At 73.2% G+C, this 21,772-nt stretch carries 27 protein-coding genes and 1 tRNA gene; 16 read left to right on the top strand and 12 right to left on the bottom strand.

Annotation, left to right across the window (positions count from 1 at the left end; translation table 11 throughout):
- Nucleotides 1-220: 220 nt before the first annotated feature.
- Nucleotides 221-715 carry a MogA/MoaB family molybdenum cofactor biosynthesis protein gene (locus ABD324_RS10235; RefSeq protein WP_425565841.1) on the top strand — a complete coding sequence of 165 codons (495 nt, stop codon included), beginning with the start codon at nucleotides 221-223 and terminating at the stop codon, nucleotides 713-715.
- Nucleotides 716-794: 79 nt separating this feature from the next.
- Here ABD324_RS10235 and ABD324_RS10240 read toward each other — a convergent pair whose 3' ends face one another.
- Nucleotides 795-1,271 carry an Rv0909 family putative TA system antitoxin gene (locus tag ABD324_RS10240; RefSeq protein ID WP_344414911.1) on the bottom strand — a complete coding sequence of 159 codons (477 nt, stop codon included), beginning with the start codon at nucleotides 1,269-1,271 and terminating at the stop codon, nucleotides 795-797.
- A 101-nt stretch (nucleotides 1,272-1,372) separates the two neighbouring features.
- Between ABD324_RS10240 and ABD324_RS10245 the strand changes: the two genes are divergently transcribed.
- A complete protein-coding gene (locus ABD324_RS10245; RefSeq protein ID WP_344414913.1) occupies nucleotides 1,373-1,558 on the top strand; it encodes a hypothetical protein in 186 nt (61 codons plus the stop codon).
- Nucleotides 1,559-1,565: 7 nt separating this feature from the next.
- Here ABD324_RS10245 and mscL read toward each other — a convergent pair whose 3' ends face one another.
- The 4 genes from mscL to ABD324_RS10265 all read right to left on the bottom strand — a co-directional run bounded on the left by mscL (nucleotide 1,566) and on the right by ABD324_RS10265 (nucleotide 3,881).
- Nucleotides 1,566-1,985 carry a large conductance mechanosensitive channel protein MscL gene (gene mscL / locus ABD324_RS10250; protein ID WP_344414915.1) on the bottom strand — a complete coding sequence of 140 codons (420 nt, stop codon included), beginning with the start codon at nucleotides 1,983-1,985 and terminating at the stop codon, nucleotides 1,566-1,568.
- Between the two features lie 68 nt (nucleotides 1,986-2,053).
- Entirely contained in the window at nucleotides 2,054-2,737 is a 684-nt protein-coding gene (locus tag ABD324_RS10255; protein ID WP_344414919.1) for an SAF domain-containing protein, read from the bottom strand.
- Between the two features lie 97 nt (nucleotides 2,738-2,834).
- Nucleotides 2,835-3,188 (bottom strand): FmdB family zinc ribbon protein, encoded by a 354-nt coding sequence (locus tag ABD324_RS10260; protein WP_344414922.1) that lies wholly within the window; start codon nucleotides 3,186-3,188, stop codon nucleotides 2,835-2,837.
- Between the two features lie 51 nt (nucleotides 3,189-3,239).
- Nucleotides 3,240-3,881, bottom strand: coding sequence for a 5-formyltetrahydrofolate cyclo-ligase (locus tag ABD324_RS10265; protein WP_344414925.1), 642 nt, complete (start codon nucleotides 3,879-3,881; stop codon nucleotides 3,240-3,242).
- 35 nt (nucleotides 3,882-3,916) lie between these two features.
- Between ABD324_RS10265 and ABD324_RS10270 the strand changes: the two genes are divergently transcribed.
- From ABD324_RS10270 to ABD324_RS10315, 10 genes are all read left to right on the top strand, one after another.
- Entirely contained in the window at nucleotides 3,917-4,804 is an 888-nt protein-coding gene (locus tag ABD324_RS10270; RefSeq protein WP_344414928.1) for a UTP--glucose-1-phosphate uridylyltransferase, read from the top strand.
- Between the two features lie 5 nt (nucleotides 4,805-4,809).
- A complete protein-coding gene (glp, locus tag ABD324_RS10275) occupies nucleotides 4,810-6,036 on the top strand; it encodes a molybdotransferase-like divisome protein Glp (RefSeq protein WP_344414930.1) in 1,227 nt (408 codons plus the stop codon).
- Nucleotides 6,037-6,038: 2 nt separating this feature from the next.
- The gene (locus tag ABD324_RS10280; RefSeq protein ID WP_344414933.1) at nucleotides 6,039-6,701 is read left to right on the top strand and encodes a GNAT family N-acetyltransferase; all 663 of its coding nucleotides are present in this window, start codon (nucleotides 6,039-6,041) and stop codon (nucleotides 6,699-6,701) included.
- A 188-nt stretch (nucleotides 6,702-6,889) separates the two neighbouring features.
- Nucleotides 6,890-8,050 (top strand): divisome protein SepX/GlpR, encoded by a 1,161-nt coding sequence (sepX, locus tag ABD324_RS10285; RefSeq protein ID WP_344414935.1) that lies wholly within the window; start codon nucleotides 6,890-6,892, stop codon nucleotides 8,048-8,050.
- A 45-nt stretch (nucleotides 8,051-8,095) separates the two neighbouring features.
- Nucleotides 8,096-8,168, top strand: a tRNA-Ala gene (locus ABD324_RS10290).
- Nucleotides 8,169-8,291: 123 nt separating this feature from the next.
- Complete coding sequence (locus ABD324_RS10295; protein ID WP_344414937.1) at nucleotides 8,292-8,540, top strand: FitA-like ribbon-helix-helix domain-containing protein; 249 nt, start codon at nucleotides 8,292-8,294, stop codon at nucleotides 8,538-8,540.
- Nucleotides 8,537-8,962, top strand: a complete 426-nt coding sequence (locus tag ABD324_RS10300; protein ID WP_344414939.1) for a type II toxin-antitoxin system VapC family toxin — start codon at nucleotides 8,537-8,539, stop codon at nucleotides 8,960-8,962. The genes ABD324_RS10295 and ABD324_RS10300 overlap by 4 nt, the downstream gene beginning before the upstream one ends.
- A gap of 308 nt (nucleotides 8,963-9,270) precedes the next feature.
- A complete protein-coding gene (locus tag ABD324_RS10305) occupies nucleotides 9,271-9,816 on the top strand; it encodes a GNAT family N-acetyltransferase (RefSeq protein WP_344414941.1) in 546 nt (181 codons plus the stop codon).
- Nucleotides 9,817-9,851: 35 nt separating this feature from the next.
- Complete coding sequence (locus ABD324_RS10310; RefSeq protein ID WP_344414943.1) at nucleotides 9,852-10,436, top strand: class I SAM-dependent methyltransferase; 585 nt, start codon at nucleotides 9,852-9,854, stop codon at nucleotides 10,434-10,436.
- Nucleotides 10,437-10,440: 4 nt separating this feature from the next.
- Nucleotides 10,441-11,013, top strand: a complete 573-nt coding sequence (locus ABD324_RS10315; RefSeq protein ID WP_344414945.1) for a hypothetical protein — start codon at nucleotides 10,441-10,443, stop codon at nucleotides 11,011-11,013.
- Between the two features lie 113 nt (nucleotides 11,014-11,126).
- On the opposite strand, the gene ABD324_RS10320 is transcribed toward ABD324_RS10315, so the two are convergent.
- Nucleotides 11,127-11,504: a hypothetical protein gene (locus tag ABD324_RS10320; RefSeq protein ID WP_344414947.1), complete on the bottom strand. Its 378-nt coding sequence runs from the start codon at nucleotides 11,502-11,504 to the stop codon at nucleotides 11,127-11,129.
- A gap of 100 nt (nucleotides 11,505-11,604) precedes the next feature.
- Nucleotides 11,605-12,228, bottom strand: a complete 624-nt coding sequence (locus ABD324_RS10325) for a helix-turn-helix domain-containing protein (protein ID WP_344414949.1) — start codon at nucleotides 12,226-12,228, stop codon at nucleotides 11,605-11,607.
- 96 nt (nucleotides 12,229-12,324) lie between these two features.
- Here ABD324_RS10325 and ABD324_RS10330 point away from each other — a divergent pair, with 96 nt between their 5' ends.
- Entirely contained in the window at nucleotides 12,325-13,140 is an 816-nt protein-coding gene (locus ABD324_RS10330; protein ID WP_344414951.1) for an EamA family transporter, read from the top strand.
- A gap of 3 nt (nucleotides 13,141-13,143) precedes the next feature.
- Here the strand turns inward: ABD324_RS10330 and ABD324_RS10335 are convergent, their stop codons facing one another.
- Nucleotides 13,144-14,709 carry a dolichyl-phosphate-mannose--protein mannosyltransferase gene (locus ABD324_RS10335; protein ID WP_425565842.1) on the bottom strand — a complete coding sequence of 522 codons (1,566 nt, stop codon included), beginning with the start codon at nucleotides 14,707-14,709 and terminating at the stop codon, nucleotides 13,144-13,146.
- A gap of 50 nt (nucleotides 14,710-14,759) precedes the next feature.
- Here ABD324_RS10335 and rsmI point away from each other — a divergent pair, with 50 nt between their 5' ends.
- Nucleotides 14,760-15,581: a 16S rRNA (cytidine(1402)-2'-O)-methyltransferase gene (gene rsmI / locus ABD324_RS10340; RefSeq protein ID WP_344414953.1), complete on the top strand. Its 822-nt coding sequence runs from the start codon at nucleotides 14,760-14,762 to the stop codon at nucleotides 15,579-15,581.
- A gap of 22 nt (nucleotides 15,582-15,603) precedes the next feature.
- Here the strand turns inward: rsmI and ABD324_RS10345 are convergent, their stop codons facing one another.
- The 4 genes from ABD324_RS10345 to ABD324_RS10360 all read right to left on the bottom strand — a co-directional run bounded on the left by ABD324_RS10345 (nucleotide 15,604) and on the right by ABD324_RS10360 (nucleotide 18,845).
- Nucleotides 15,604-16,476 carry an alpha/beta fold hydrolase gene (locus tag ABD324_RS10345; RefSeq protein ID WP_344414955.1) on the bottom strand — a complete coding sequence of 291 codons (873 nt, stop codon included), beginning with the start codon at nucleotides 16,474-16,476 and terminating at the stop codon, nucleotides 15,604-15,606.
- A 102-nt stretch (nucleotides 16,477-16,578) separates the two neighbouring features.
- Nucleotides 16,579-17,763, bottom strand: a complete 1,185-nt coding sequence (locus ABD324_RS10350; RefSeq protein WP_344414958.1) for a cation:proton antiporter — start codon at nucleotides 17,761-17,763, stop codon at nucleotides 16,579-16,581.
- Nucleotides 17,764-17,766: 3 nt separating this feature from the next.
- Nucleotides 17,767-18,240, bottom strand: a complete 474-nt coding sequence (locus ABD324_RS10355; protein WP_344414960.1) for a cation:proton antiporter regulatory subunit — start codon at nucleotides 18,238-18,240, stop codon at nucleotides 17,767-17,769.
- 44 nt (nucleotides 18,241-18,284) lie between these two features.
- The gene (locus tag ABD324_RS10360) at nucleotides 18,285-18,845 is read right to left on the bottom strand and encodes a TetR/AcrR family transcriptional regulator (protein ID WP_344414962.1); all 561 of its coding nucleotides are present in this window, start codon (nucleotides 18,843-18,845) and stop codon (nucleotides 18,285-18,287) included.
- Nucleotides 18,846-18,920: 75 nt separating this feature from the next.
- On the opposite strand from ABD324_RS10360, the gene metG reads away from it, so the two are divergent.
- Nucleotides 18,921-20,711: a methionine--tRNA ligase gene (gene metG / locus ABD324_RS10365; protein ID WP_344414964.1), complete on the top strand. Its 1,791-nt coding sequence runs from the start codon at nucleotides 18,921-18,923 to the stop codon at nucleotides 20,709-20,711.
- A 91-nt stretch (nucleotides 20,712-20,802) separates the two neighbouring features.
- A complete protein-coding gene (locus ABD324_RS10370; RefSeq protein WP_344414966.1) occupies nucleotides 20,803-21,675 on the top strand; it encodes a TatD family hydrolase in 873 nt (290 codons plus the stop codon).
- Nucleotides 21,676-21,772: the final 97 nt, after the last annotated feature.

Raw genomic sequence — 21,772 nt, forward strand, 5'->3', positions numbered from 1 at the left:
CGGTGACGTTCTCGTACGTCCGGCGGAGGGCGCGCTCCCGGTCGGCGGGGGTCGCTCTCCGGGGACATAGTGGGGGTCTGCGCCGCGGTGCCCCGTGGCGCGGAACAGGGCCCGCGTCGGTGCCGGCACCCCCTCCCAGTGCCGGCGCGGACCCGCCTCCCGGGCGAGGCCCACCCGAGGAGATCGTCGGTGATGGCCCGACTACGGTGAGCCCATGGAGATGGCGAACCCGGAACTCGGCCGTGCCCTCGTGGTGATCGTGGACGACCGGGTGAACCACGGCGAAGTCGAGGACCGCACCGGCCCGCTCGTGGCGGAGCTCCTCCAGGAGGCCGGGTTCGTCGTGGACGGCGCGATCACCGTCCCGGGCGAGGCGGTGGCCATCCGCAACGCGCTCAACACCGCCGTGATCGGCGGCGTCGACCTCGTGATCACGGTCGGGGGGACCGGCGTGTCCCCGCGGGACGTCACCGCGGACGCGACCGCCGGCGTGCTGGACCGTCCGATCCCGGGCATCGCCGAGGCGCTGCGGGCCTCCGGGCTCGCCGCGGGCGCGGTCGACGCCGGGCTCTCCCGAGGCCTGGTCGGCATCTCGGGGAGCACCCTGGTGGTCAACCTGGCGTCCTCACGCTCCGCGGTGCGCGACGGGATGGCCACGCTGTCGCCGCTGGTCGCGCACGTGATCGGCGAGCTCTCCGGCCTCGAGGCCGGCTGAGCCCTCCCCGGGCCGGGCCCGCAGGTCCGGCCCCGGGGGTCGGGTCGAACCCGTGCGCCGTCCGGCAGCCGACCCCGGGTCAGGCTCCCGGTGCGGTGCCCGACGACGGCGTGGGACCGGGCTCGTCCGGGTCGGGGGCGGTGCTCGGCGGCGTGGGCTTCGGCGGCGCCGGGGTGGTGGGCTCTCCGGTCGCTGTGGGCGGAGCAGGCGGCGTGGGTGGGGCAGATGTCGGCCCGGCGTGGGTCGGCCCGGTGCTCGAGGGTCCGGCCCCCGTCGGTCCGGGCGCCGGGGGCGGGGTCGGCTCGTCCTTCCTCAGCGCCTCACCGACCTTGCTCGTCACCGAGCCGATCTGGTCGCTGTACTTGCCGCCGGTGGCCTCGTCGACCTTCCGGGCGGCCTTCTCCAGCAGCGGGCCGGCCTTCTCGCGCGCCTGGTCGACGTACGGCCCGGCCTTCTCCTGCGCCTTGTCCAGGTACGGGCCGGCCTTCTTCTCGACCTCGTCGATGTAGGGCTTCGCCTTGTCGACGAGATCCTTGATGGTGTCCTGCCAGGTCATGAGGTCCCCGTTCCTCCGGTGTGGTCACCCGACGAAGCCTCCATGGTGGCACCGATCCGGCCCTGACGTCGGCCGGGCACAGGCTGGTGCACCATGGGGGGATGGCGGAGAGCGGGCCGGGACCCACGGAGCGGGAGCGTCGACGGCTGGCCGAGATCTTCGGCGACACGATGCCGGACGTGACCAGCGACGAGCTCGACGAACCCGCCCGCGCCGGTGAGGGCGGCGGCCGGGACGAGGAGTGGTACCGCACGAACCGGCCGCCCCACCACGACCGGGACGACTGACGGCCGGTCAGGCCTGGTGCTTGCCGTCGCCCTGTCCGGCGGCCTGCGCCTTGAGCAGGTCCCGGATCTCGGACAGAAGCTCGACGTCCGTCGGCTCCGACGGGCCCGGCTCCTCGCCGCGCTTGCGCCGGTTCTTGATCGTCTGGATGGGGAGCACGAAGACGAAGTAGACGATCGCCGCGACGATGACGAAGTTGATCGCCGCGGTGATGACGGTCGAGAAGTTGATCAGTGTACTGGGCTTGCCGTCCTGCAGCTGGATGCCGAGGGCGGGCACGTCCGGTGGCGTGATCGCGTTGAGCAGGGGCTCGATGATGCCGCCGGTGAACGCCGTGACGATGGCGGTGAACGCGGCGCCGATGACGACCGCGACCGCGAGGTCGACCACGTTCCCGCGCAGGATGAAGTCCTTGAAACCCTTGAGCACGGTTCCCCCTCTGTGGCCGGGCACGGCCCTTTCGGCACTGGAGATCTCGACACTGAAGATCGCTGACGTCAGCGCAGGGTAACGGCGACCTGGTCGGAGAGCGAGGCAGCGGCCACGCGAGTCGCGAGATCGCGCGGGAGCGCGACCAGCGCCAACCGCCCCCGGGTGGAGCTCCCGGCGGGCCCGGCCCCGGGTTCGAGCACGGTCAGCACCACGGCCGCCGCGGCGAGGACGGTCGGTGCCCCGCCCGCGGGTGCCGCCGTGACGACGTCGACCCGGGTCCCCGGGGAGAGCAGGGCGGCGACGTCCGCGTCGGCGAGCCGCACGGGGACGCCCGCGGCATCCGGGACGCCCGCGGCGGCCGCGGCGAGCGCGGGTCCGGCGAGCCTCAGGTCGGTGACCGGCTCCCCGGCTCGCAGCGCGCCGGCGAGGACACGGCCCTCGGCCACCCCGGTGGCGACGGCACCCGACGGGACCACGTCACTCGGCCAGGTCCGGACCGTCAGGTCGCCCGGCGCGATCACCCGGCCCGGCGCGAGGTCACGCGCGGCGACGACCACCTCGACCGCGTCGGAGGCGGAGGGCCGGACCGCGAGGACGGCGGCGAGGAGGAGCAGTGCGAGGGCACCGGCTCGGCGCAGCAGGAGCCCGCGCCGCCATCGGGCCCGGCCCAGCACCGCGCCGAGTGCGCCCTGGAGCCCGGGCGTGCGCTCGTCGGTAGAGGCGGCGCCGGCCGGTCGCGTGGTCGTCATGCGGCGGACGCTAGGCGACCGCGGCGCTCCCGGACCGGTGCATCTCGAACCTGTGGATGGATCGGGCGGGGTGTGGACAACTCCCGCCCCGGCGGCCTCAGGAAGCCGCGGCCGCCGGCGCGCTGGAGGAGGATGACGAGGACGAGGATCCGGAGGACGAGCTCGAGGAGCTGCTGCTCGACTCGGTCTTGGTGCTCGAGGAACCCGAGTCCGAGGAGGAGGTCGACGAGGAGCCCTCCGACGAGCCGTTGGCCGAGGTGACGCTGCTCGAGCCCGAACGGCTGTCCGTGCGGTAGAAGCCGCTGCCCTTGAACACGATGCCCACGGAGGAGAAGACCTTGCGCAGCTTGCCGCCACAAGCGGGGCACTCGGTGAGAGCGTCCTCCGAGAACGACTGCACTGCCTCGAACCGGTGGTCGCACTCGGTACAGGCGTACTGGTAGGTCGGCACGTGATCCTCCGCGAACTGGCACTCTGGGTGAGCGAGTGCCAGCATAACCCGTCACGGCCGCGAGTTGTTCCCCAGCGCAAGGGTGCCGGACGAGGGCTGCACCACGGCCGCGACCGGCCGGTCGTGCGGATCCGCGGGCAGGTCGTCGAGCAGCTCGCCGTCGTGCAGCAGCGCGGCCAGCAGCGTGCCGCGGGTCGCGGCACCGAGCGTCCGGTCGTAGTAGCCGGCGCCCCGGCCGAGCCGGTTGCCGCGGCGGTCCACGGCCAGCGCGGGCACCAGGACCAGCACGGCGGTTCGCAGCGCGGCCGGTCCCAACCGCGCGGTCGTCGGCTCGAGGAGGCGGTGCGGCCCGGGCCCCACGGCACCCGCACCGAGGTAGGGCGCCCAGTCCAGCGGGCCGGGCCGGGCGGGTACCACCGGGAGCAGCACCGACCGGCCGGTCGCCCGCAGCGAGTCCAGGAGCTCCACCGAACCGGGTTCGGTGCCGATCGGGAGGTAGGCGCACACCGGACCGTCCTCGAGGTCGGCGGCGAGCTCCAGGACGTGTCCGCGCAGGGACTCCGCGGCCTCGGCGCGCGCGACCGGCGTCAGCGCGCGGCGCGCGGCGATGATCCGGGCCCGCAGCGCGTCCTTCCCGTGCGCGGGGATCCGGTCATGGCGGGCGCCCGTCCCGGGTACTTCGTCCGGCTGCACGCGGGGCACGCTACCGGCGCCGATAGGCTCGCCCGATGACGCAGCCCTCCGTCCTGCGCTCGGCCGTGGTCCCCGCCGCCGGTCTGGGCACCCGTTTCCTCCCGACCACGAAGGCCGTGCCCAAGGAGCTGCTGCCCGTCGTCGACACCCCGGGGGTCGAGCTGATCGCCGCCGAGGCCGCCGAGGCCGGTGCGCGCCAGCTGCTGATCGTCACGTCGCCGGGCAAGGAGTCCGTGGCCGGCTACTTCGAGGCCTCGCCGGACCTGGAGAAGACGCTCGAGGCCCGCGGCAAGGACGCGCTGCTGGCCAAGGTCCGCCGCGGCCCCGGCCTGCTCGACGTGCGGACCGTCTACCAGTACGAGCCCAAGGGCCTCGGGCACGCCGTCGCGCAGGCCGAGTCGGCGCTCGACGCGGACGAGGACGCGTTCGCGGTCCTGCTGCCGGACGACATCGTGCTACCCACCGGCGTGCTGAACCGCATGATCGCGGTCCGCGCGGAGAAGGGCGGCAGCGTGCTGTGCGCCTTCGACATCCCCAAGGCCGAGATCTCGCCGTACGGGGTGTTCGACGTCAGCGACACGGACGACCCGGACGTCAAGCAGGTCCACGGCATGGTGGAGAAGCCCTCCGCCGAGGACGCGCCCTCGACGTTCGCGGCGGCCGGGCGGTACGTCCTGGACCGGGCGATCTTCGACGCGCTGCGCCGGATCACCCCCGGTGCCGGCGGCGAGCTGCAGCTCACGGACGCCGTGCAGCTGCTCGTCGACGAGGGGCATCCGGTGCACATCGTCGTCCACCGCGGGGGCCGGCACGACCTCGGCAACCCGGGTGGATACGTGCGCGCGTTCGTGGACTTCGCCCTCCAGCACCCGGACTACGGCGCGTCGCTGCGCACCTGGCTGGCCGAACGCCTGGAAAACTGACGCCCGTGCGCAGTGTCGACGAGCAGCTCAAGCGGGTGCTGGAGATCGCCGTGCGTCCGGCGCCGGTCCGGGTCGCGATCTCCGACGCCCAGGGCCTGCGCAGCGCGGAGGAGGTCGTGGCCTCCCGGGCGCTGCCCGGTTTCGACCAGGCGGCGATCGACGGCTACGCGGTGCGCAGCGTCGACGTCGCCGGGAACGGTGAGGGCCCGCCCGACCTGCCGGTCGTCGGTGAGATCCCCGCGGGGTCCCGGCAGCCGCTGCGGCTGCAGCCCGGCCAGGCGGTCAAGGTCTCGGCCGGCGCGCCGCTGCCCACCCTCGCGGACGCGGTGCTGCCCGCCGGTTTCACGGACGGCGGCTCGGCGCGGCTGCGGGTGGACCGCGGCGTGCCGTCGGCGGCCTTCGTCCGCCGGATCGGCGAGGACGTGCAGCCCGGCGACGTCGCCGTCCACCGGGACACGGTGATCGGCGCCGCGCAGATCGCGCTGCTCGCCGCCGCCGGCCGGGACAAGGTGCTGGTCCATCCGCGGCCGCGGCTGTCCGTCGTCTCCATGGGGGACGAGCTGGTCGACGTCTCGCGCGCGGCCTCGGCCGGCCACGTCCCGGACGTCTGTTCGTACGCGATCGCGGCCGCCGCCCGGGAGGCCGGCGCCGAGATCCCCCGCCCGCCCCGGCTCGTGCGCAGCGACGCCCGGGAGCTGCGTTCGGCCGTCGAGGACCTGCTGCCGTTCAGCGAGCTCGTGGTGATCTGCGGGGCCGCGGGCGGCAGCTCGGGTGCCGAGGCCAAGGCCGCGTTCGCCGGGCTCGGCGAGGTCGACGCCACGCGCGTCGCGATGTCCCCCGGCTCCTCGCAGGCGTTCGGACGGCTGGGGCGCGACTCGGTGCCCACCTTCCTGTTCCCGTCGAGCCCGGCGACAGCGCTGGTGTTGTTCGAGGTGCTGGTCCGGCCGTTGATCCGGCTCGGCCTGGGCATCACCGAGCCGCACCGCCGGACCGTGTCCGCGCGGCTCACCTCGCCCGTCTCCTCCCCGGAGGGTCGGCGCTCCTACCTGCGGGGACGGCTGCTGCGCGAGGTCTCCTCCGGGGACTACCTCGTGCAGCCGCTGGCCACCGGTGGCACCCACCTGCTGGCCACGCTGGCCGAGGCGAACGCCATGATCACGGTGCCCGAGGGCGCCACGGACGTCACCGTCGACGAGCAGGTCGACGTGGCGCTGCTGTCCGCACGCCGGTAGAGGTGGCCCATTCGCTGCCCGAGTACGCCGGGCGCCATCCCGGCTGGCCGACGCGGCTCGGGCCGCTGACCGTCTCCGGGCGGCAGGTCGAGCTGCGCCCGGTCAAGCTCGGCGACGGCGGGGCGTGGTCGGACATCCGGATCCGGGACGAGAAGAACCTCATCCCCTGGGAGCCCTCGACGCCGGGTGGCTGGGCCCGCCGCAACTCGCCGGCCGAGTGGCCCGGTCGCTGGTGGCTGCTGCGCGGCGCCGCCCGGCGCGGGGCGGCGCTGCCGTTCGCGATCACCGTGGACGGCAGGCTCGCCGGCCAGGTCATGATCGGCAACGTGATCCGGGAGCCGCTGCTGTCGGCGTACGTCGGCTACTGGTGCGACGCGCGGCTCAACGGACTCGGGGTGACGACGGCGGCGGTCGCCCTCGCCGTCGACCACTGTTTCGGGCCGGTCGGCCTGCACCGGCTGGAGGCGACCGTCCGGCCGGAGAACGGGCCCAGCCTGCGGGTGCTCGCGAAGCTCGGGTTCCGCGAGGAGGGGCTGTTCCGTCGCTATCTCGATGTCGACGGCGAGTGGCGCGACCATCTGTGCTTCGCGCTCACCCAGGAGGAGCTCCCTCCGGGTGGATTGACGGCCCGGTTGGTGGCCGAAGGCAGGGCGTCACGGGCCTGATCGACACGGTGTGCTCACCCGTACACCGATAGTCACACTCGTCCCGGCAGAAACACGCGCAACGGCGTGATGACGGCGCGTCGCTGTCGGATTCCCACGTTCGTGCTCACTACCGTGGGGAGTCCGGGCGTGATCTTGGCTCTGCGAGCTCCGCCCGGGACTGCGCCGTTTCGGGGGAGGAGGCCGCCGTGCCCAGCTCGTTGATCTTCGCGGGCCTGGTGGTGCTGTGGCTGCTGATCCTCGTCCCCGCGGTCGCCCGCCGGCAGCAGGAGGTGGTGCGGCCGAGCGAGGCCGCCCTCTCCGGGCGCGTGCTGGCGCGACCGGTGCGGAACCGGACCCTGGAGGTGTACGGGATGGACACGGACGACGAGCGGGACGAGCCGCGCGGCGGCGCCGTCGCGACCCGGACCGGATCGACGGCGAGCGTGCCGGCGGCGCGCGACGGAGACTCGGGGCCCGATCCCGAGCTGCGTGACGAACGCCCGGATCTCGACGACCTCGACCGCGACGACGAGATCGATGACGTCGACGATGTCGAGGCGGCCGAGGACTACGCGGACGAGCCCGAGGTCGACGACGCCGAGGACCTCGACGACATCGAGGCACTCGACGAGCTGGACGAGATCGACGAGCTGGACGAGGGCGACCGGCCGGTCGCGGAGGAGCGCCGCTGGGAGCGGCCGCCCGCGGCCTTCCGTCCCGGCCGCGGCGGGTTCGACGCCGAGGCCGCCGCGCTGGCCGCCCGCGCGCGCTACGGGTTCCGTCAGCGTGTGGTGGTCGGGCTGCTGGTCCTGGCCGTGGTCACCGCCGGCGTGGCGCTGTTCGCCTCGGCCGCCTTCTGGTGGGTGCACGGCCTGGTCGACCTCGCGCTCGTCGGATATCTGGCCTACCTGCGCCGCCAGGTGCGGATGGAGGAGTCGATCCGCGCCCGGCGGGCCGCCCGGATGGCCGGCACCCGGCGTGCCTCGGCCGCGGACGATCCCGAGCTGGACGAGTGGGCCCGGAAGGGCCAGGAGGCCGGCGCGTACGAGGCCGACGAGCTGGAGTACGACGACGAGTACTCCGACGAGTCCGACGCCGACGATCCCGAGGACTGGACCGCCGACGACGGCGAACCCGAGCGGGTCCGCGGCACCGGCGAGCCGATCGGCGTGCTCCCGGCCCGCCGCCGCACCGTGGGGGAGGCGCCCGACGACTCCTTCGAGCCCGCGCTACCCCGCCTCGAGCCGGCCCCGCCACCTCCGCTGCCTGCGGGAACGCAGCTGGTGGACGTCGACGAGGACGAGGACGAGCTCGCCGTCGGGACCGGCAGGCCGGCAACCGCCTACCGCCGTGCGGTGGGCGAATAGCGGCTGATAAGGTTCCTCCTGCACGGCCGGAAGGCCTGCAGGCCTGGGGCTGTAGCGCAGTTGGTAGCGCGTCTCGTTCGCATCGAGAAGGTCAGGGGTTCGATTCCCCTCAGCTCCACTCCTCGTCACCCGGCCCGGTTCCCCTCGTGGGTGCCGGGCCGTTTGGTGTGAGCAGCGGTTGGTATGCGCGCGCCTGGCGCTGGCAGTGCTAGCATTGCTTGCACTGCTTTGAGGAGGGCTCGTGGCGACATTGACCGTGCGCGGCCTGGCGGCTGATCTGCACGCCCTGTTGCGTATCAGGGCGGCCCGTCATGGCCGCTCGATGGAAGCCGAGGTACGGGCCATCCTGGAGGAGCAGCTCCGAGCTCCCGAGCCGGCGGCAACCGGCTGGGGGAGTCGTGTCCACGCCCGCTTCGCCGACATCGCTGGTGACGACGTCGAGTTCGCGCGGGCTCCCGACCGACCCCGCGCTGCCGACCTCGACACATGATCGTGCTCGACACCAATGTCCTCTCGGAGCTGATGAGGGCGGATCCGGATCCCGTCGTCCTGGCCTGGCTGGACACGACACCGGCATCGGAGCTCGCCACAACAGCCGTCACCGCCGCGGAACTGCGATACGGCGTCGCGCGGCTGCCCACGGGTCAGCGCCGGACGATGCTCGTCGGGGCGATCGAAGGTGTGTTGGGTGAGGACCTGGCGGGACGCGTCGAGCCCTTCGACTCGGACGCCTCCACGCGATATGCGGAGATCGTGGTTGGCCGGGAACGGCTCGGTCGCCCCATCGCGATGGCCGACGCCCAGATCGCCGCCATCTGCCTGGCTCGAGGACACCGACTCGCCACTCGCAACACCAAGGACTTCGACGGTACCGGGGTCGACCTGATCAATCCCTGGCGCCGGGGGACATGACCTTCCGCCCCTGAGACCGCAGGCGCATCTACCCCAGCGAGACCAGAACTGACTTGTCGCCGCTTCCTCGTCAGAAGGCTGGTCGTGAGCAGCAGCGGCTCCGGCGGTTCGAGCAGGCGAAGTACCGCTATCAGCAGCAGTGCCAGGAACGACAGGAGCGGTCGATCGGCAGAACGACGAGATCGACGTCGTCGGCCAGGCGCCGGAGCGCCGGGACCCCAACGCAGTGGTCGGCTACTTCGGCATGGTGCCGGCCCGGTTCCCCTCGTGGGTGCCGGGCCGTTCGTGTTCTCGGGCAGACTGTTCTCGTGAGCCAGCCGACTCTGCAGGGTGCCCGGGTCCGGCTCCGGCCGTGGGCGTCCGACGACGTCGAGACCGTCTTCGCGCTCTGTCAGGATCCCGAGATCCAGCGGTGGACCACGCTTCCGTCGCCCTACCGGCACGAGGACGCCGAGGCCTTCGTCGGGAAGTTCGTACCCGAGGCCTGGGCGAAGGGTGATCCGGTGTTCGCGGTGCTCGACGGGGGTGGGGGCGAGCCGGTGGGGTGCATCGGCGCCCACGGGGTCCGCGACGGCGTGGCCCACATCGGGTACTGGACGGGTGCGGCGGCCCGCGGTCGGGGGCTGACCAGCGATGCGCTCCGCACGGTCGTCCGCTGGTGCCTGCGCGAGGCCGGGGTGGCCCGGGTCGAGCTGGTGGTGGACCCGGGGAACCGGGCGTCGGCGTGGGTGGCCGAGGCGGCCGGTTTCACCGCGGAGGGGACGTTGCGGCAGCGGCTCCTCGTGCGGGGTGAGCGGATCGACGTGGTGATGTACTCGCTGCTCCCGACCGATCCCGCGGCGGCCGCGCTCTAGTGGAGCGCTGGAACCACAACATCCACTATCACCGGGTGGTGCTCGACGCCGTCCCCGTCGGCGCCCGCACCGCCCTGGACGTGGGCACGGGGAACGGGCTGCTCGCCGTGGACCTGAGGAAGATCGTTCCCGAGGTCACGGGCATCGACCGCGACGCGGACGTTCTCCGTGGAGCGCGGCGCGAGGACCCGGCCGTCCACTGGGTGCAGGGCGACGTCCTGACCCAGGATCTCGCGCCGGGATCGTTCGACGTCGTCGCCTCCGTGGCCACCGTCCACCACCTGCCGGATCTCGCCCAGGCGTTCCGGCGCTTCGCCGAGCTGACCGCGCCGGGTGGCGTCGTCGTGACGATCGGGGTCGCCCGGATTTCCCGCCCACCCGAGGCGCTGATGCAGGTCGTCGGGGCCGTGCAGCACCGGTACCTGAGGCGGCGGCACACGTTCTGGGAGCACACCGCGCCGATGATCTGGCCGCCGGCGCACACGTATGCCCAGGTCAAGCGGGTTGCGCTGGCGGAGCTGCCGGGTGCGCGATGGCGGCTGCTGCCGATGTGGCGGTACGCACTGGTCTGGCGCAAGCACCCCGGCCCGCGGCCGCAGGCGGAACCCGTCGGAGACTGAGGGCGTGATCCGCCACCCCACCCTCGCCGTCGTGACCCTCGTGGTGGCCGCCGTGGCGGCGTTCGCCGTCGTCGACCCGTTCCACCTGCTCGTCGCGCCGTGGTTCGCGGGGATCACGGTCGGGCTGGGGGTCGTGCTCCTGACCGTCTGGATCGCGCTCGCGATCACCAGGCGGCTCGCGCGGGCGCTGGTCGCCGTCGCCGGCGGGCTCGTGGTGCTGGTGTGGGGCGCCTTCACCTGGGCGTCCATCGTGATCTCGCCGGGGCTGTCGGTGATCCGGGAGGTTCCCGGCCCGCCGGGCTCGCGGCTGCGGCTGGCGATCGTCGAGGTGCAGACGATCGCGGTGGACGGCCCCACCTACTCGGTGCGGCTGCGGGCGGGCTCGGGCCTGCTCACCCAGGACTCGCCGGTGTGGGTCGGGCTGAGCGAGGGCGCCGCGCCGCGGGACGTCCGCTTCGCCGGCGACACGACGGTCGAGGTGATCGGGAGCGGTGGCTGCGGCTACCGCTCGACGGTGAGCCCGGTGACCCTCGCGGTCGACCCGGTCCACCGCCCCCTGCGCCTCGACGGCTGCTAAGTGCGTGCCGAAGCTCGGGCATACTGCGCGCCGCCCAGCCGGCGCCCTCGCGGCGTTGCGCGAGGCCCCCACCAGGACGTCGCTCGCTTCGGCCGGAGCATCTCCGCGCGCTCCTAGCTCGCGTTGCCGGCCTTCGCGTCGGCGATGCACTCGGCGCGGGTCATGCCGGTCTGGGCCGTGCAGGCACGGAGAGCGGCCTCGCCCACGGAGTCCCGCTGAGCCCGGACCGTGGTCGGCACGCGCGGGCGGGGAGCCGGCCGCGGCGTGGCGACGACCGTGGCCCGGCTCCTCGCGGCCACGACCGCCGCGCTGAGCGGGGCCGCCACGTCGAAGCCGCCGACCTGCGGATCCGCCGGCGCCAGCACGTGGCCGACGACGGCCGGTGCCGCTCCGGCCGCGGAGGCCGCGGCGCCCGGCACGGTCGTGACGAGGCCGGCGACCACAGCGCCCATCGCGAGCGCCGCGAGCGTCCGGTCGGTCCGTCGCGCCATCGTCGCTGCTCCTTGTGGCCGTTCTGGCTACGGCCGTCCGGCCGCACGCCAGGACTGTCGGCGGGGCCGGATGGAGCGTTGCGCGGGAGCGCGGACTTCGTCAGTTCGGGGGATCCGGCTCCGCGGGCGCGATCGCGCTGGGCGGGACCAGACCGGCGTCCCCCGGTTGCAGGACGACCATCGTGAAGCGGACGGGATCGGGGCCGGCGCCGGCGTAGCGGTGGGGGGCGTGGGCCTGGAACATCACCGTGTCGCCCTCGGCCAGCTCGTGCTCCGTCGACCCGACCCGCAGTCCCAGGCGGCCGGAGAGGACGGACAGCACCTCCGTGGTGCCGGTCGCGTGGGCCTCGCCGTCGAAGGCGTCGCCCGGCTGCAGCGTCCACTCCCACAGCTCGACGACGTCCGGCGGGTCCGTCCCGATCCGGAACACCGCGGTGCTCCCGGTCTCGTTGCTCCACAGCGGCACGGCCTGCTCGGCCCGGCGGACGACGACGCGGGGTGAGGCATCGCCGTCCACGAGGGAGGTGACGCCGACCCGCAGGGCCTCGGCCAGGTGGACCAGCGTGCCGATCGACGGGTTGCCGCGCGCCGTCTCGATCTGGATCACGGTCCCCCGGCTGACGCCGGCGGCGGCGGCGAGCGCCTCGATCGTCATGCGCCGTTGCCGGCGCAGGGCGCGGACGTTGCGGCCGATCGCGGTGGCGACGGCGTCGGGGGACTGCATGAGGTCCATCATGCCGTACCTCGATGGACATTCTGTTGGACGCTCCGTACAGTCCACTGACGTGATCCTGCTCGTCCATTCTGCTGGACCTCGCTGATGTCCGCCGGTTTCGCCCTGCCCTCCGCGGCGACCTACGGTCTCGCCGACTTCGCGGGCGGGCTCGCCGCCCGGCGCGCCCCGGTCCTCACGGTCACGGCCGTCGCCCAGCTCTCCGGGTTGACCGTCCTGGTCCCCGCGGTCCTGCTGCTGCCGGGGACGTTCAGCGCGGGCGCGGCGGGCGTCGGGGTGCTCGCCGGGCTGGCCGGTGCCTCCGGCCTGCTGCTGTACTTCCGCGGCCTGTCCGTCGGCCCGATGGGCGCGGTGGCGCCGCTGTCCGCGGTGGTCGCCGCGGGGCTCCCGTTGCTGGTCGACGTCGTGCGCGGGAGTCGTCCGGGTCCGCTGACGATCGCCGGGATGGTCGTCGCGCTGCTGGCGATCGTGCTGGCCACCGGCGGGTCCCGCCGCGAACGGGCGGCGTTGTCGGGCGTGCTGTTCGGGCTCGCCTCGGGCTGCGGGTTCGGGCTGTTCTTCGTGCTGCTGGACCTGACGCCGGCCGACTCGGGCCTGTGGCCGCTGGTCGCAGGCCGGGTCGGATCCGTCGCCCTCCTGCTGCTGCTCGCGGCGATCCGTCGGCCCGGGCTGCCCGGCCGCCCCTGGCTGATGATCGTGAGCGGCGTGCTCGACTCGGCGGCGAACGTGTTCTTCCTGCTGGCGACGCGGAGCGGGTCGCTGGGGGTCACCGCCGTGATCGTCTCGCTCTACCCGGTCGCGGTGGTCCTGCTCGCCCGGATGGTCCTGCGCGAGAGGCTCAGCCCGGTGCAGCTGGCGAGCGTCGTGATGGCCGTCGGCGCGAGTGTGGCCATGAGCGCCTGAGGCTCACCGCCAGGACGGGAGCCAGAGCTCGGCCTGCCAGTGGGCCGGGGTGATGGGCAGGCCCACGAGGATCGGCCACAGCCAGGCGAAGTTGGCGACGACCAGCCCCACCCACAGCCCCACCACCAGCAGGCCGGTCCGCCGCCGTTCGGACGAGGCCCGCCGCGCGCGTCCCAGCACGTCCCCCATGACGAGCACGGTGCCCAGCACGAGGAACGGCGCCACCGGCGTCATGTAGAAGAAGTACATCTGCCGGTTGATGTTGACGAACCACGGCAGGAAGCCCGCGGCGTAGCCGACGAGCACGGCGGCGTAGCGCCAGTCCAGCTTCGTGACCGCCCGCCAGATCCCCCAGGCGAGGACCGGGATCGCCGGCCACCAGAGCGCCGGGGTGCCGACCAGCATCACCGCGCTGGTGCACTCGGAGCTGCCGCAGCCGCCCACCGACGCGTTCGACTCGTAGTAGTATAGCATCGGGCGCAGGCCCATCGGCCAGGTCCAGGGCTTCGACTCCCACGGGTGCGGGTGCCCGACCGGGGTGTCCAGGCTCTCGTGGAACGCGAGCACGTGGCCGCTGAAGTACCAGAGCGAGCGCAGTGCCGGGGGGATGAAGGACCAGCTCCCGCCCGTCCCGACCTGGTTGCCGACGGCGTGCCGGTCGATCCCCACCTCGCTGCCGAACCACGCCCACAGGCAGGCGAAGTAGGTCAGGACGGGCACGAGGAGCAGCGCCCACAGCGCGGGGAGCAGGTCGCGGCGCAGCGCCCCGACCCAGGGCCGTTCCACGCCCGCGGCCTTGCGCGCCGTCGCGTCCCAGACCAGCACGAGGACGCCGAAGAACGCGACCCAGTAGATGCCGGACCACTTGACCCCGCACGCCATGCCGAGCAGCACGCCGGTGCCCAGCCGCCACCAGCGGACGCCGAGACGCGGCCCGAAGGGCGACTCGCCGATCCGGTCGAGCGCGCCCGCGAGCCGGTCCCGCACGTCGTCGCGGTCCCGGACGAGCGTGCAGAACGCGGCGAGCACGAAGAAGGCCTGGAAGATGTCCAGCATCCCGATGCGCGACTGCACGTGCGACACGCCGTCGCAGATCAGGAGCACCCCGGCGATGCCGCCGAGCAGCGTGGAGCGGGTGAGCCGGCGCGCGACCCGGACGATCATCAGGATCATCAGCGTGCCGCAGAGCGCCGCGGCCACCCGCCAGCCGACCGAGTCGTAGCCGAAGATCCACTCGCCGAGCGCGATGAGCTGCTTGCCCAGCGGCGGATGGGCGACGAGCTCGTACCCCGGGTTGTCCTCGACGCCGCCGTTGCGCAGCATCTGCCAGGCCTGCGGGACGTAGTGCTTCTCGTCGAAGACCGGGGTGCCCGAGTCCGTGGGGTAGCCGAGGCCGGCGAAGCGCAGGACCCCGCCGAGGACGGCCAGGGTGATCGCGAGGATCCAGCCGCGCGCCCGGTCCGCGGGCATCGGCGGCCCGAGCCGGACGACGGGATCGGGCACGGGGGGCTGCAGCGGCGGCGGGATGCCGACGGTGGCGGTACCCGGGACGTCCGCCTCGTCGGTCACGATCCGGTCGGCCCGCCGCACGGTCACCGGTCGATCGTAGGCTCAGCCCCATGCTCGTTCTCGCCGCCACCCCGCTCGGCGACGCCCGCGACGCCTCACCCCGGCTGCGCGAGGCGCTGGCCACCGCGGACGTCGTGGCCGCCGAGGACACCCGGCGGATCCGTGCGCTCGCCGCCGCCCTGGACGTCACCATCACCGGGAAGATCGTCAGCCACTTCGACTCGGTCGAGATCGCCCGGATGCCCCGCCTGCTCGAAACCGTGCGCGAAGGCGGCACGGTCCTGGTGGTCACGGACGCGGGCATGCCGTCGGTCTCCGATCCCGGGTTCCGGCTGGCGGCGGCCGCGGCCGCGGAGGACCTGCCGATGACGTGCCTGCCGGGCCCGTCCGCGGTGACCACCGCGCTCGTCCTCTCGGGACTGCCCTGCGACCGGTTCTGCTTCGAGGGCTTCGCCCCGCGCAAGGACGGCGAGCGGCGCCGGTTCTTCACCCAGCTCGCCGCCGAGCCACGCACGGCGGTGTTCTTCGAGTCCCCGCACCGGCTGGCCGACACACTGCGGATCGGCGCCGAGATCCTGGGCCCCGACCGCGCCGCGGCGGTGTGCCGGGAGCTGACCAAGACCTACGAGGAGGTCCGCCGGGGCTCCCTCCCGGAGCTGGCCGACTGGGCGGACGCCGGCGTGAAGGGCGAGATCACGGTGGTGCTGGCGGGCGCGGCGTCCACGGGCGCACCGTCCCTGGAGTCGCTGGTCGGGGCGGTGCAGGAGCGGGTCGCGGACGGGGAGCGCCTCAAGGCCGCCGCCGCGGAGGTGGCCAAGGCGGCGGGCGTCTCCACCCGGGAGCTGTACAACGCCGTCCTCCAGTCCCCGTGAGTGGCAATGGTCGCTCTGGCGACTATTGCCACTCACGAGTGTTGACCAGGGCCTTCATCTCCTCGGTGATCCTCGGCCAGAGGGCGGCCGGGAGGTCGTGGCCCACCCCGGGAAAGGTCACGAGCCTCGCTCCCGGGATCGCGGCGGCGGTCGTGCGGGCCGCCGACGCCTGCACCACGGGATCCTGCTCCCCGTGCAGGACCAGCGTCGGCGCCGCGATCTCGCGGAGCCGGCCCCCGCTCCACGGTGCCCCCGTCTGCCGGCCCTGCGCCCCGGCGTCCTGGATCCCGGCGGACACGGCGATCTCCCGCTCGACGGCCTGCCGGGCGTGCTCCTCGTCGAACGGATAGCCCGGCGACGAGATGTACCGCGACAGCGCGACGCCCGAGGCCACGTGGTCCTCCGTGCCCAGTCCCGCCGCGAACTTCACGAACCTGAGCTGCACGTACCGCAGCTGCGCGAGGCCCCGGGTGTCGCTCGGCATCGAGGCCGACACCGTGATCGTCCGAACCCGGGCCGGGTGCCGCAGCGCGATCCGCTGGGTGAGCAGGCCGCCGAGCGAGTGGCCGAAGAGGTGCGCGGAGTCCCAGCCGACCGCGTCCATGACCGCGATCGCGTCGTCCGTCATGTCCTCGGCGGTGTAGGCGACGGCCCTGCGCCGGAACAGTCCGGCGAGGGGGCTGACGGTCGGGGCGTCCGTGAAGTGGGTCGACTCGCCCGAGTCCCGCTGGTCGTAGGCGACGACATGGAACCCGCCGGCCACCAGCGCCGACACGAACCCCGCCGGCCACCAGACCCGGGAGGCGCCCAGGCCCATGACCAGCAGCAACGGCTCGCCGCCGGCACCCCCGAGGTCGTCGTAGGCGATCTCCACCGCACCGTTCGACGCGTACATGGTCCCTCCTTCGCGATCAGCGTTCGCCTATTTAGCGTACACCGTTCGCGAAGCGTGTCGTGAGTGGCGATCATCGCTATGGCGACTATCGCCACTCACGGGTCAGCTGGTTGCGGGGCTGGGGGCCGTTCTGCGTTGCAGGGCCCGTGCCACGGGTTCGACGTACCGCGCCGCGATCGGCCCGAGCACCGCCATGAGCAGCACGTAGGCCGTGGCCAGGGCGGCGAGCTCGTCCGGCACCGCCGCGTAGGACACCGCCAGCCCGGCGATGACGATGGAGAACTCCCCGCGCGCGATCAGCGCCGCACCGGCCCGGGCCCGGCCCAGCTTCCCGATGCCCTGCCGCTTCGCCGACCACCAGCCCGTCGCGATCTTGGTCAGGGTGGTGGTCAGGGCCAGGACGACCGCCCAGGCCAGCACCGGCGGGATCTCGCGGGGGTCCGTGTTCAGCCCGAAGACCACGAAGAACACCGCCGCGAACAGGTCCCGCAGCGGCTCCAGGAGCCGGGTCGCGTTGTGGGCGGTGGAGCCGGAGATCGCGATGCCGAGCAGGAAGGCCCCGACCGCCGCGGACACCTGCAGGGCCGAGGCGAACCCGGCCACCAGCAGTGCCGCGCCGAGCACCTTGAGCAGGAAGACCTCGCGGTCCGGCGAGTCGACGATCATCGACACGTACCGGCCGTAGCGCAGCGCCACGACCAGGACGACGGCGATCACCGCGAGCGAGATCCCGACCGCCTCGAGCCCACCGAGGAACGTCACGCCGATCAGCAGCGCGGTGAGGATGGGCAGGTAGAGGGCCATCACGAGGTCCTCGAACACGAGGATCGACAGCACGACCGGCGTCTCGCGGTTGCCGAGGCGGCCCAGGTCGGACAGCACCTTGGCGACGATCCCGGACGAGCTGATGTACGTCACGCCGCCCATCACCATCGCGCCGACCGGACCCCAGCCGAGGATCAGCGCCACCGCCACGCCGGGTGCGGCGTTGAGCACGATGTCGACGATGCCGCCCATCCACGAGCGCTTCAGCCCGGTGAGCAGCTCGGCGGCCGAGTACTCCAGCCCGAGCAGCAACAGCAGCAGGACGACGCCGACCTCGCTGGCCAGCGAGGTGAACTCGCCGATGTCGCCGAGCGGGATCAGCCCGCCCTGCCCGAAGCAGAGGCCACCGATCAGGTACAGCGGGATCGGGGAGAGCCCGATCCGCCCCGCCAACCTGCCCAGCAGGCCGAGCCCGAAGAAGACGGCGCCGAGCTCGAGGAGTTCGAGCGCGGTGTGGTCCACGGGCTATCCGTTCTTGAGGATCTTGACGGCGTTGTCGAGCCCCTCGGACGTGCCGACGGTGACCAGCAGGTCCCCGGCGGTCAGGGTGAAGTCGGGCGTGGGGGACGGATGGGCGTGGCCGGCGCGCATCACCGCGACCACCGACACGCTCGTCCGGGTGCGCAGGGCGGTGTCGCCCAGCGTGCGGCCGTCGTAGGGGCTGCCCTCGAGCACCGGGAGCTGCTTGGTGCGCACCCCGGGGAGCTCCTCGTCGAGCCGCGCCACGAGCTGCGGGGCCCCGAGCAGGTTGGCCAGCGCCGAGGCCTCGTCCGCCGTGAGCGGCAGCTCGGCGAGGCAGGCGTCCGGGTCGTCGGACTTGGACACGATGAGATCGGTGCGGCCGTCGCGATGCGTCACGACGCCGATGCGCCGCCCGTTGCGCAGCGCGAAGTCCTTACGCACACCGATCCCCGGCAGGGGAGTGACCTCCACGTTCACCCGACCACGGTAACCCGGACGAATCCGGCGCGTGAGCGCGCCGGTCAGCGGGCGAGCAGGGAGGCCTCGAAGAGCTTGGCGCCGTGCTCCACGAGCAGCTCGCGGTCGACGGGCGAGCCCGCGTCCTGCCAGGCGAGGACGAGTTCGGCGAGGCCGCCCAGGCAGAACTGCGCGGCGGCGCTGACCTCCTCCGGCGACGGCGGGTTGTGCAGTCTCAGCGTCTCGGCGCCGATCACGGCGGCGAACCCGCGGTTGGCGGCCCGGCGCCGGGCCCGCAGGGCGGGGCAGCCGACGGCCTCGACCAGCACGACGGCGTGCCGCGGGTCCCGGTCCAGGCAGGTCGCGACGGCCTCGAGCGCGGCCCTGATCTGCGCGAACCGGTTCGTCCCGGCCGCCTCCATCGCCGTGAGCACCTCGGCGGCGCGCTCCTCCGTGCCGTCGTCGAAGACCTCGCAGAGGAGGTCCTCGGCGGAGTCGAACTCGGCCGTGACGTCGTCCGCGGACAGTCCGCTGGCCGCGCACAGCGCCGGGACGGTGACGGCGGCCCAGCCGGTGTCCGCCCACAGCTGCAGCCCGGCGTCGAGCAGCGCCGCCCTTCGATCCATGGGGGGACACGGTAGACCGGACGGAGCATCCCGGGCGGGGGAAACCCCGTTCCGCTCGCGGCCTACGCTGGTCACATGAGTTCCTCCGTGCTGACCGCCGTGGCGTGGCCCTACGCCAACGGCCCCCGGCACATCGGCCACGTCTCCGGCTTCGGTGTGCCCTCCGACGTCTTCAGCCGCTTCCGGCGAATGACGGGCGACCGGGTGCTCATGGTCAGCGGCACGGACGAGCACGGCACGCCGATCCAGGTGCAGGCGGACGCCGAGGGTCTCACCCCGCGCCAGCTCGCGGACAAGTACAACGGCGTGATCACCCGGGACCTGCAGGGGCTCGGCCTGTCCTACGACCTGTTCACGCGCACCACGACCACGAACCACTACGAGGTCACGCAGAACATCTTCCGGTCGCTGTACAAGAACGGGTACATCGTCTCGAAGACGCAGATGGGCGCGATCAGCCCGTCGACCGGCCGCACCCTGCCGGACCGCTACGTCGAGGGCACCTGCCCCATCTGCGGGTACGACGGCGCGCGCGGCGACCAGTGCGACAACTGCGGCAACCAGCTCGACCCCGCGGACCTGATCAACCCGAGGTCGCGCATCAACGGCGAGACGCCGAAGTTCGTCGAGACCGAGCACTTCTTCCTCGACCTGCCGGCGTTCTCGGAGTCGTTGGGGCAGTGGCTGTCCACGCGCACGGACTGGCGGCCGAACGTCCTCAAGTTCTCGGCGAACCTGATCGACGACCTCAAGCCCCGCGCCATCACCCGCGACCTGGACTGGGGCGTCCCGGTGCCGCTCGACGGGTGGTCGGACAATCCGCTCAAGCGCATCTACGTGTGGTTCGACGCGGTGATCGGCTACCTCTCGGCGTCGGTCGAGTGGGCGCGCCGCGGCCCGGACCCGGACGCCTGGAAGGAGTGGTGGACCGATCCCGCCGCCCAGGGCTACTACTTCATGGGCAAGGACAACATCACCTTCCACTCGGTGATGTGGCCGGCGATCCTGTTGGGGCACAACGGTCAGGGCGACCGTGGCGGCGAGCCCGGCACCTACGGCACGCTGAACCTGCCCAACGAGATCGTGTCGTCGGAGTACCTCACGATGAGCGGCTCGAAGTTCTCCACCTCGCGCGGCACCGTGATCTACGTGGGGGACTTCCTGCGCGAGTTCGGGCCGGACGCGCTGCGCTACTTCATCGCCGTCGCCGGGCCGGAGAACCAGGACACGGACTTCACCTGGGAGGAGTTCGTGCGGCGCACGAACTTCGAGCTGGCCAACGAGTGGGGCAACCTGGTGAACCGCTCGGTCTCCATGGCGCACAAGAACGTCGGGGCGATCCCGAAGCCGGTGGCGCCGCACGCGGACGACGCCGCGCTGCTCGCAATCTCCCGGGCGAGCTTCGACACCGTCGGGGACCTGTTGCGCCGCAACCGGTTCAAGCAGGCGATCAGCGAGGCCATGCGGGTCGTGGGTGCCGCCAACAAGTACATCTCCGATCAGGAGCCGTGGAAGCGCAAGGACGACCCGGACCGCCGGGACACGATCCTGCACACCGCGCTGCAGGTGGTGTCCGACGCGAACACGCTGCTCACCCCGTTCCTCCCGCACGCCTCGCAGCAGGTGCACGAGGCGCTGGGCGGCGAGGGTGTCTGGTCCGCGCAGCCGGAGCTCAAGTCCGTCGAGGACCTGGGCGACGGCCCGGACTACACGGTCCTGACCGGCGACTACACGGAGCAGCAGGCCGTGTGGGAGTCCCGTCCCATCGACGTGGGCAAGCCCCTGCGCAAGCCCAGCCCGCTGTTCGCCAAGCTCGACCCGAGCCTCGGCGAGGACGGCCCGGAGTGGGCCCCCATCCAGAAGTGAGCGCCACCCTGCTCGCGTCATGGATCCATAACGCGATTTCCGGTCCCCGATTCGCGCGTCATGGATCCATGACGCGTGGGTGGGGGAGGGTATGACGCGGCGGGAGCGGCCGGAGCCGCCCGAGCCGCTGGGTTCGCCCACTGTGGACGCGCACACCCATCTCGACGCGTGCGGGTGCACCGACGCGTCCGATGTGGCCGCGGCGATGGACCGGGCCGCCGCCGTCGGGGTCACCCGCGCGGTCACCGTCGCCGACGACCTCCCGGCCGCCCGCTGGGTCGTGCAGGCGGCGCACTGGGACGCCCGCGTGGTCGCCGCCGTCGCCCTGCACCCGACCCGCACCGCCGCCGTCACCGAGGACGATTTCGCCGAGATCGAGCGGCTCGCCGCCGATCCCCGCGTGGTGGCGGTCGGGGAGACCGGGCTGGACTACTACTGGGACTACTCGCCGCCCGAACCCCAGCAGGCCGCGTTCCGCTGGCACATCGACCTCGCCAAGCGGCTCGGCAAGCCGCTGATGATCCACGACCGGGACGCCCACGCGGACGTCCTGCGGATCCTGCGCGAGGAGGGCGCCCCGGAGACGGTGGTGTTCCACTGCTTCTCCGGCGACGCCGCGATGGCCCGGGAGTGTGCCGACGCCGGCTACGTGCTGTCCTTCGCCGGGCCCGTCACGTTCAAGAACTCCCGGGCGCTGCGGGAGGCCGCCGTGGTGCCGCCGGACGAGCTGGTGCTGGTCGAGACGGACGCGCCGTTCCTCACCCCGCACCCGAACCGGGGCCGCGCCAACGAGCCGTACTGCCTGCCGTGGACGGTGCGGGGGCTCGCGGAGCTCCGCGGGTCGGACGCGGACACGCTCGCGTCGGTCACGGAGCGCAACGCGGAGCGCGTGTTCGGCCTCTCGGGCCTACCGCCCGTCGATCCGCGTCCCGCATCCGGCGGAACGAGATCACGCTCGGCGTAGGGACGGCGCCGTTCGGCGCTGGCCGCGTGTCGTGAGCCGTCCCCGAACGTCGCAGCCCGTTACGGTTCCGTGATCGCCCAGCCGGGATGGGGCCGCT

Source organism: Pseudonocardia ailaonensis, assembly GCF_039531635.1.
Lineage (GTDB): Bacteria > Actinomycetota > Actinomycetes > Mycobacteriales > Pseudonocardiaceae > Pseudonocardia > Pseudonocardia ailaonensis.

Excerpts from the sequence above, each read along its gene's own strand:
- ABD324_RS10235 (WP_425565841.1), top strand. The coding sequence starts at position 221 with ATGGCGAACCCGGAACTCGGCCGTGCCCTCGTGGTGATCGTGGACGAC.
- ABD324_RS10240 (WP_344414911.1), bottom strand. The coding sequence starts at position 1,271 with ATGACCTGGCAGGACACCATCAAGGATCTCGTCGACAAGGCGAAGCCC.
- ABD324_RS10245 (WP_344414913.1), top strand. The coding sequence starts at position 1,373 with ATGGCGGAGAGCGGGCCGGGACCCACGGAGCGGGAGCGTCGACGGCTG.
- ABD324_RS10255 (WP_344414919.1), bottom strand. The coding sequence starts at position 2,737 with ATGACGACCACGCGACCGGCCGGCGCCGCCTCTACCGACGAGCGCACG.
- ABD324_RS10270 (WP_344414928.1), top strand. The coding sequence starts at position 3,917 with ATGACGCAGCCCTCCGTCCTGCGCTCGGCCGTGGTCCCCGCCGCCGGT.
- ABD324_RS10300 (WP_344414939.1), top strand. The coding sequence starts at position 8,537 with ATGATCGTGCTCGACACCAATGTCCTCTCGGAGCTGATGAGGGCGGAT.
- ABD324_RS10320 (WP_344414947.1), bottom strand. The coding sequence starts at position 11,504 with ATGGCGCGACGGACCGACCGGACGCTCGCGGCGCTCGCGATGGGCGCT.
- ABD324_RS10325 (WP_344414949.1), bottom strand. The coding sequence starts at position 12,228 with ATGCAGTCCCCCGACGCCGTCGCCACCGCGATCGGCCGCAACGTCCGC.
- ABD324_RS10330 (WP_344414951.1), top strand. The coding sequence starts at position 12,325 with ATGTCCGCCGGTTTCGCCCTGCCCTCCGCGGCGACCTACGGTCTCGCC.
- rsmI (WP_344414953.1), top strand. The coding sequence starts at position 14,760 with ATGCTCGTTCTCGCCGCCACCCCGCTCGGCGACGCCCGCGACGCCTCA.
- ABD324_RS10345 (WP_344414955.1), bottom strand. The coding sequence starts at position 16,476 with ATGTACGCGTCGAACGGTGCGGTGGAGATCGCCTACGACGACCTCGGG.
- ABD324_RS10360 (WP_344414962.1), bottom strand. The coding sequence starts at position 18,845 with ATGGATCGAAGGGCGGCGCTGCTCGACGCCGGGCTGCAGCTGTGGGCG.
- metG (WP_344414964.1), top strand. The coding sequence starts at position 18,921 with ATGAGTTCCTCCGTGCTGACCGCCGTGGCGTGGCCCTACGCCAACGGC.
- ABD324_RS10370 (WP_344414966.1), top strand. The coding sequence starts at position 20,803 with ATGACGCGGCGGGAGCGGCCGGAGCCGCCCGAGCCGCTGGGTTCGCCC.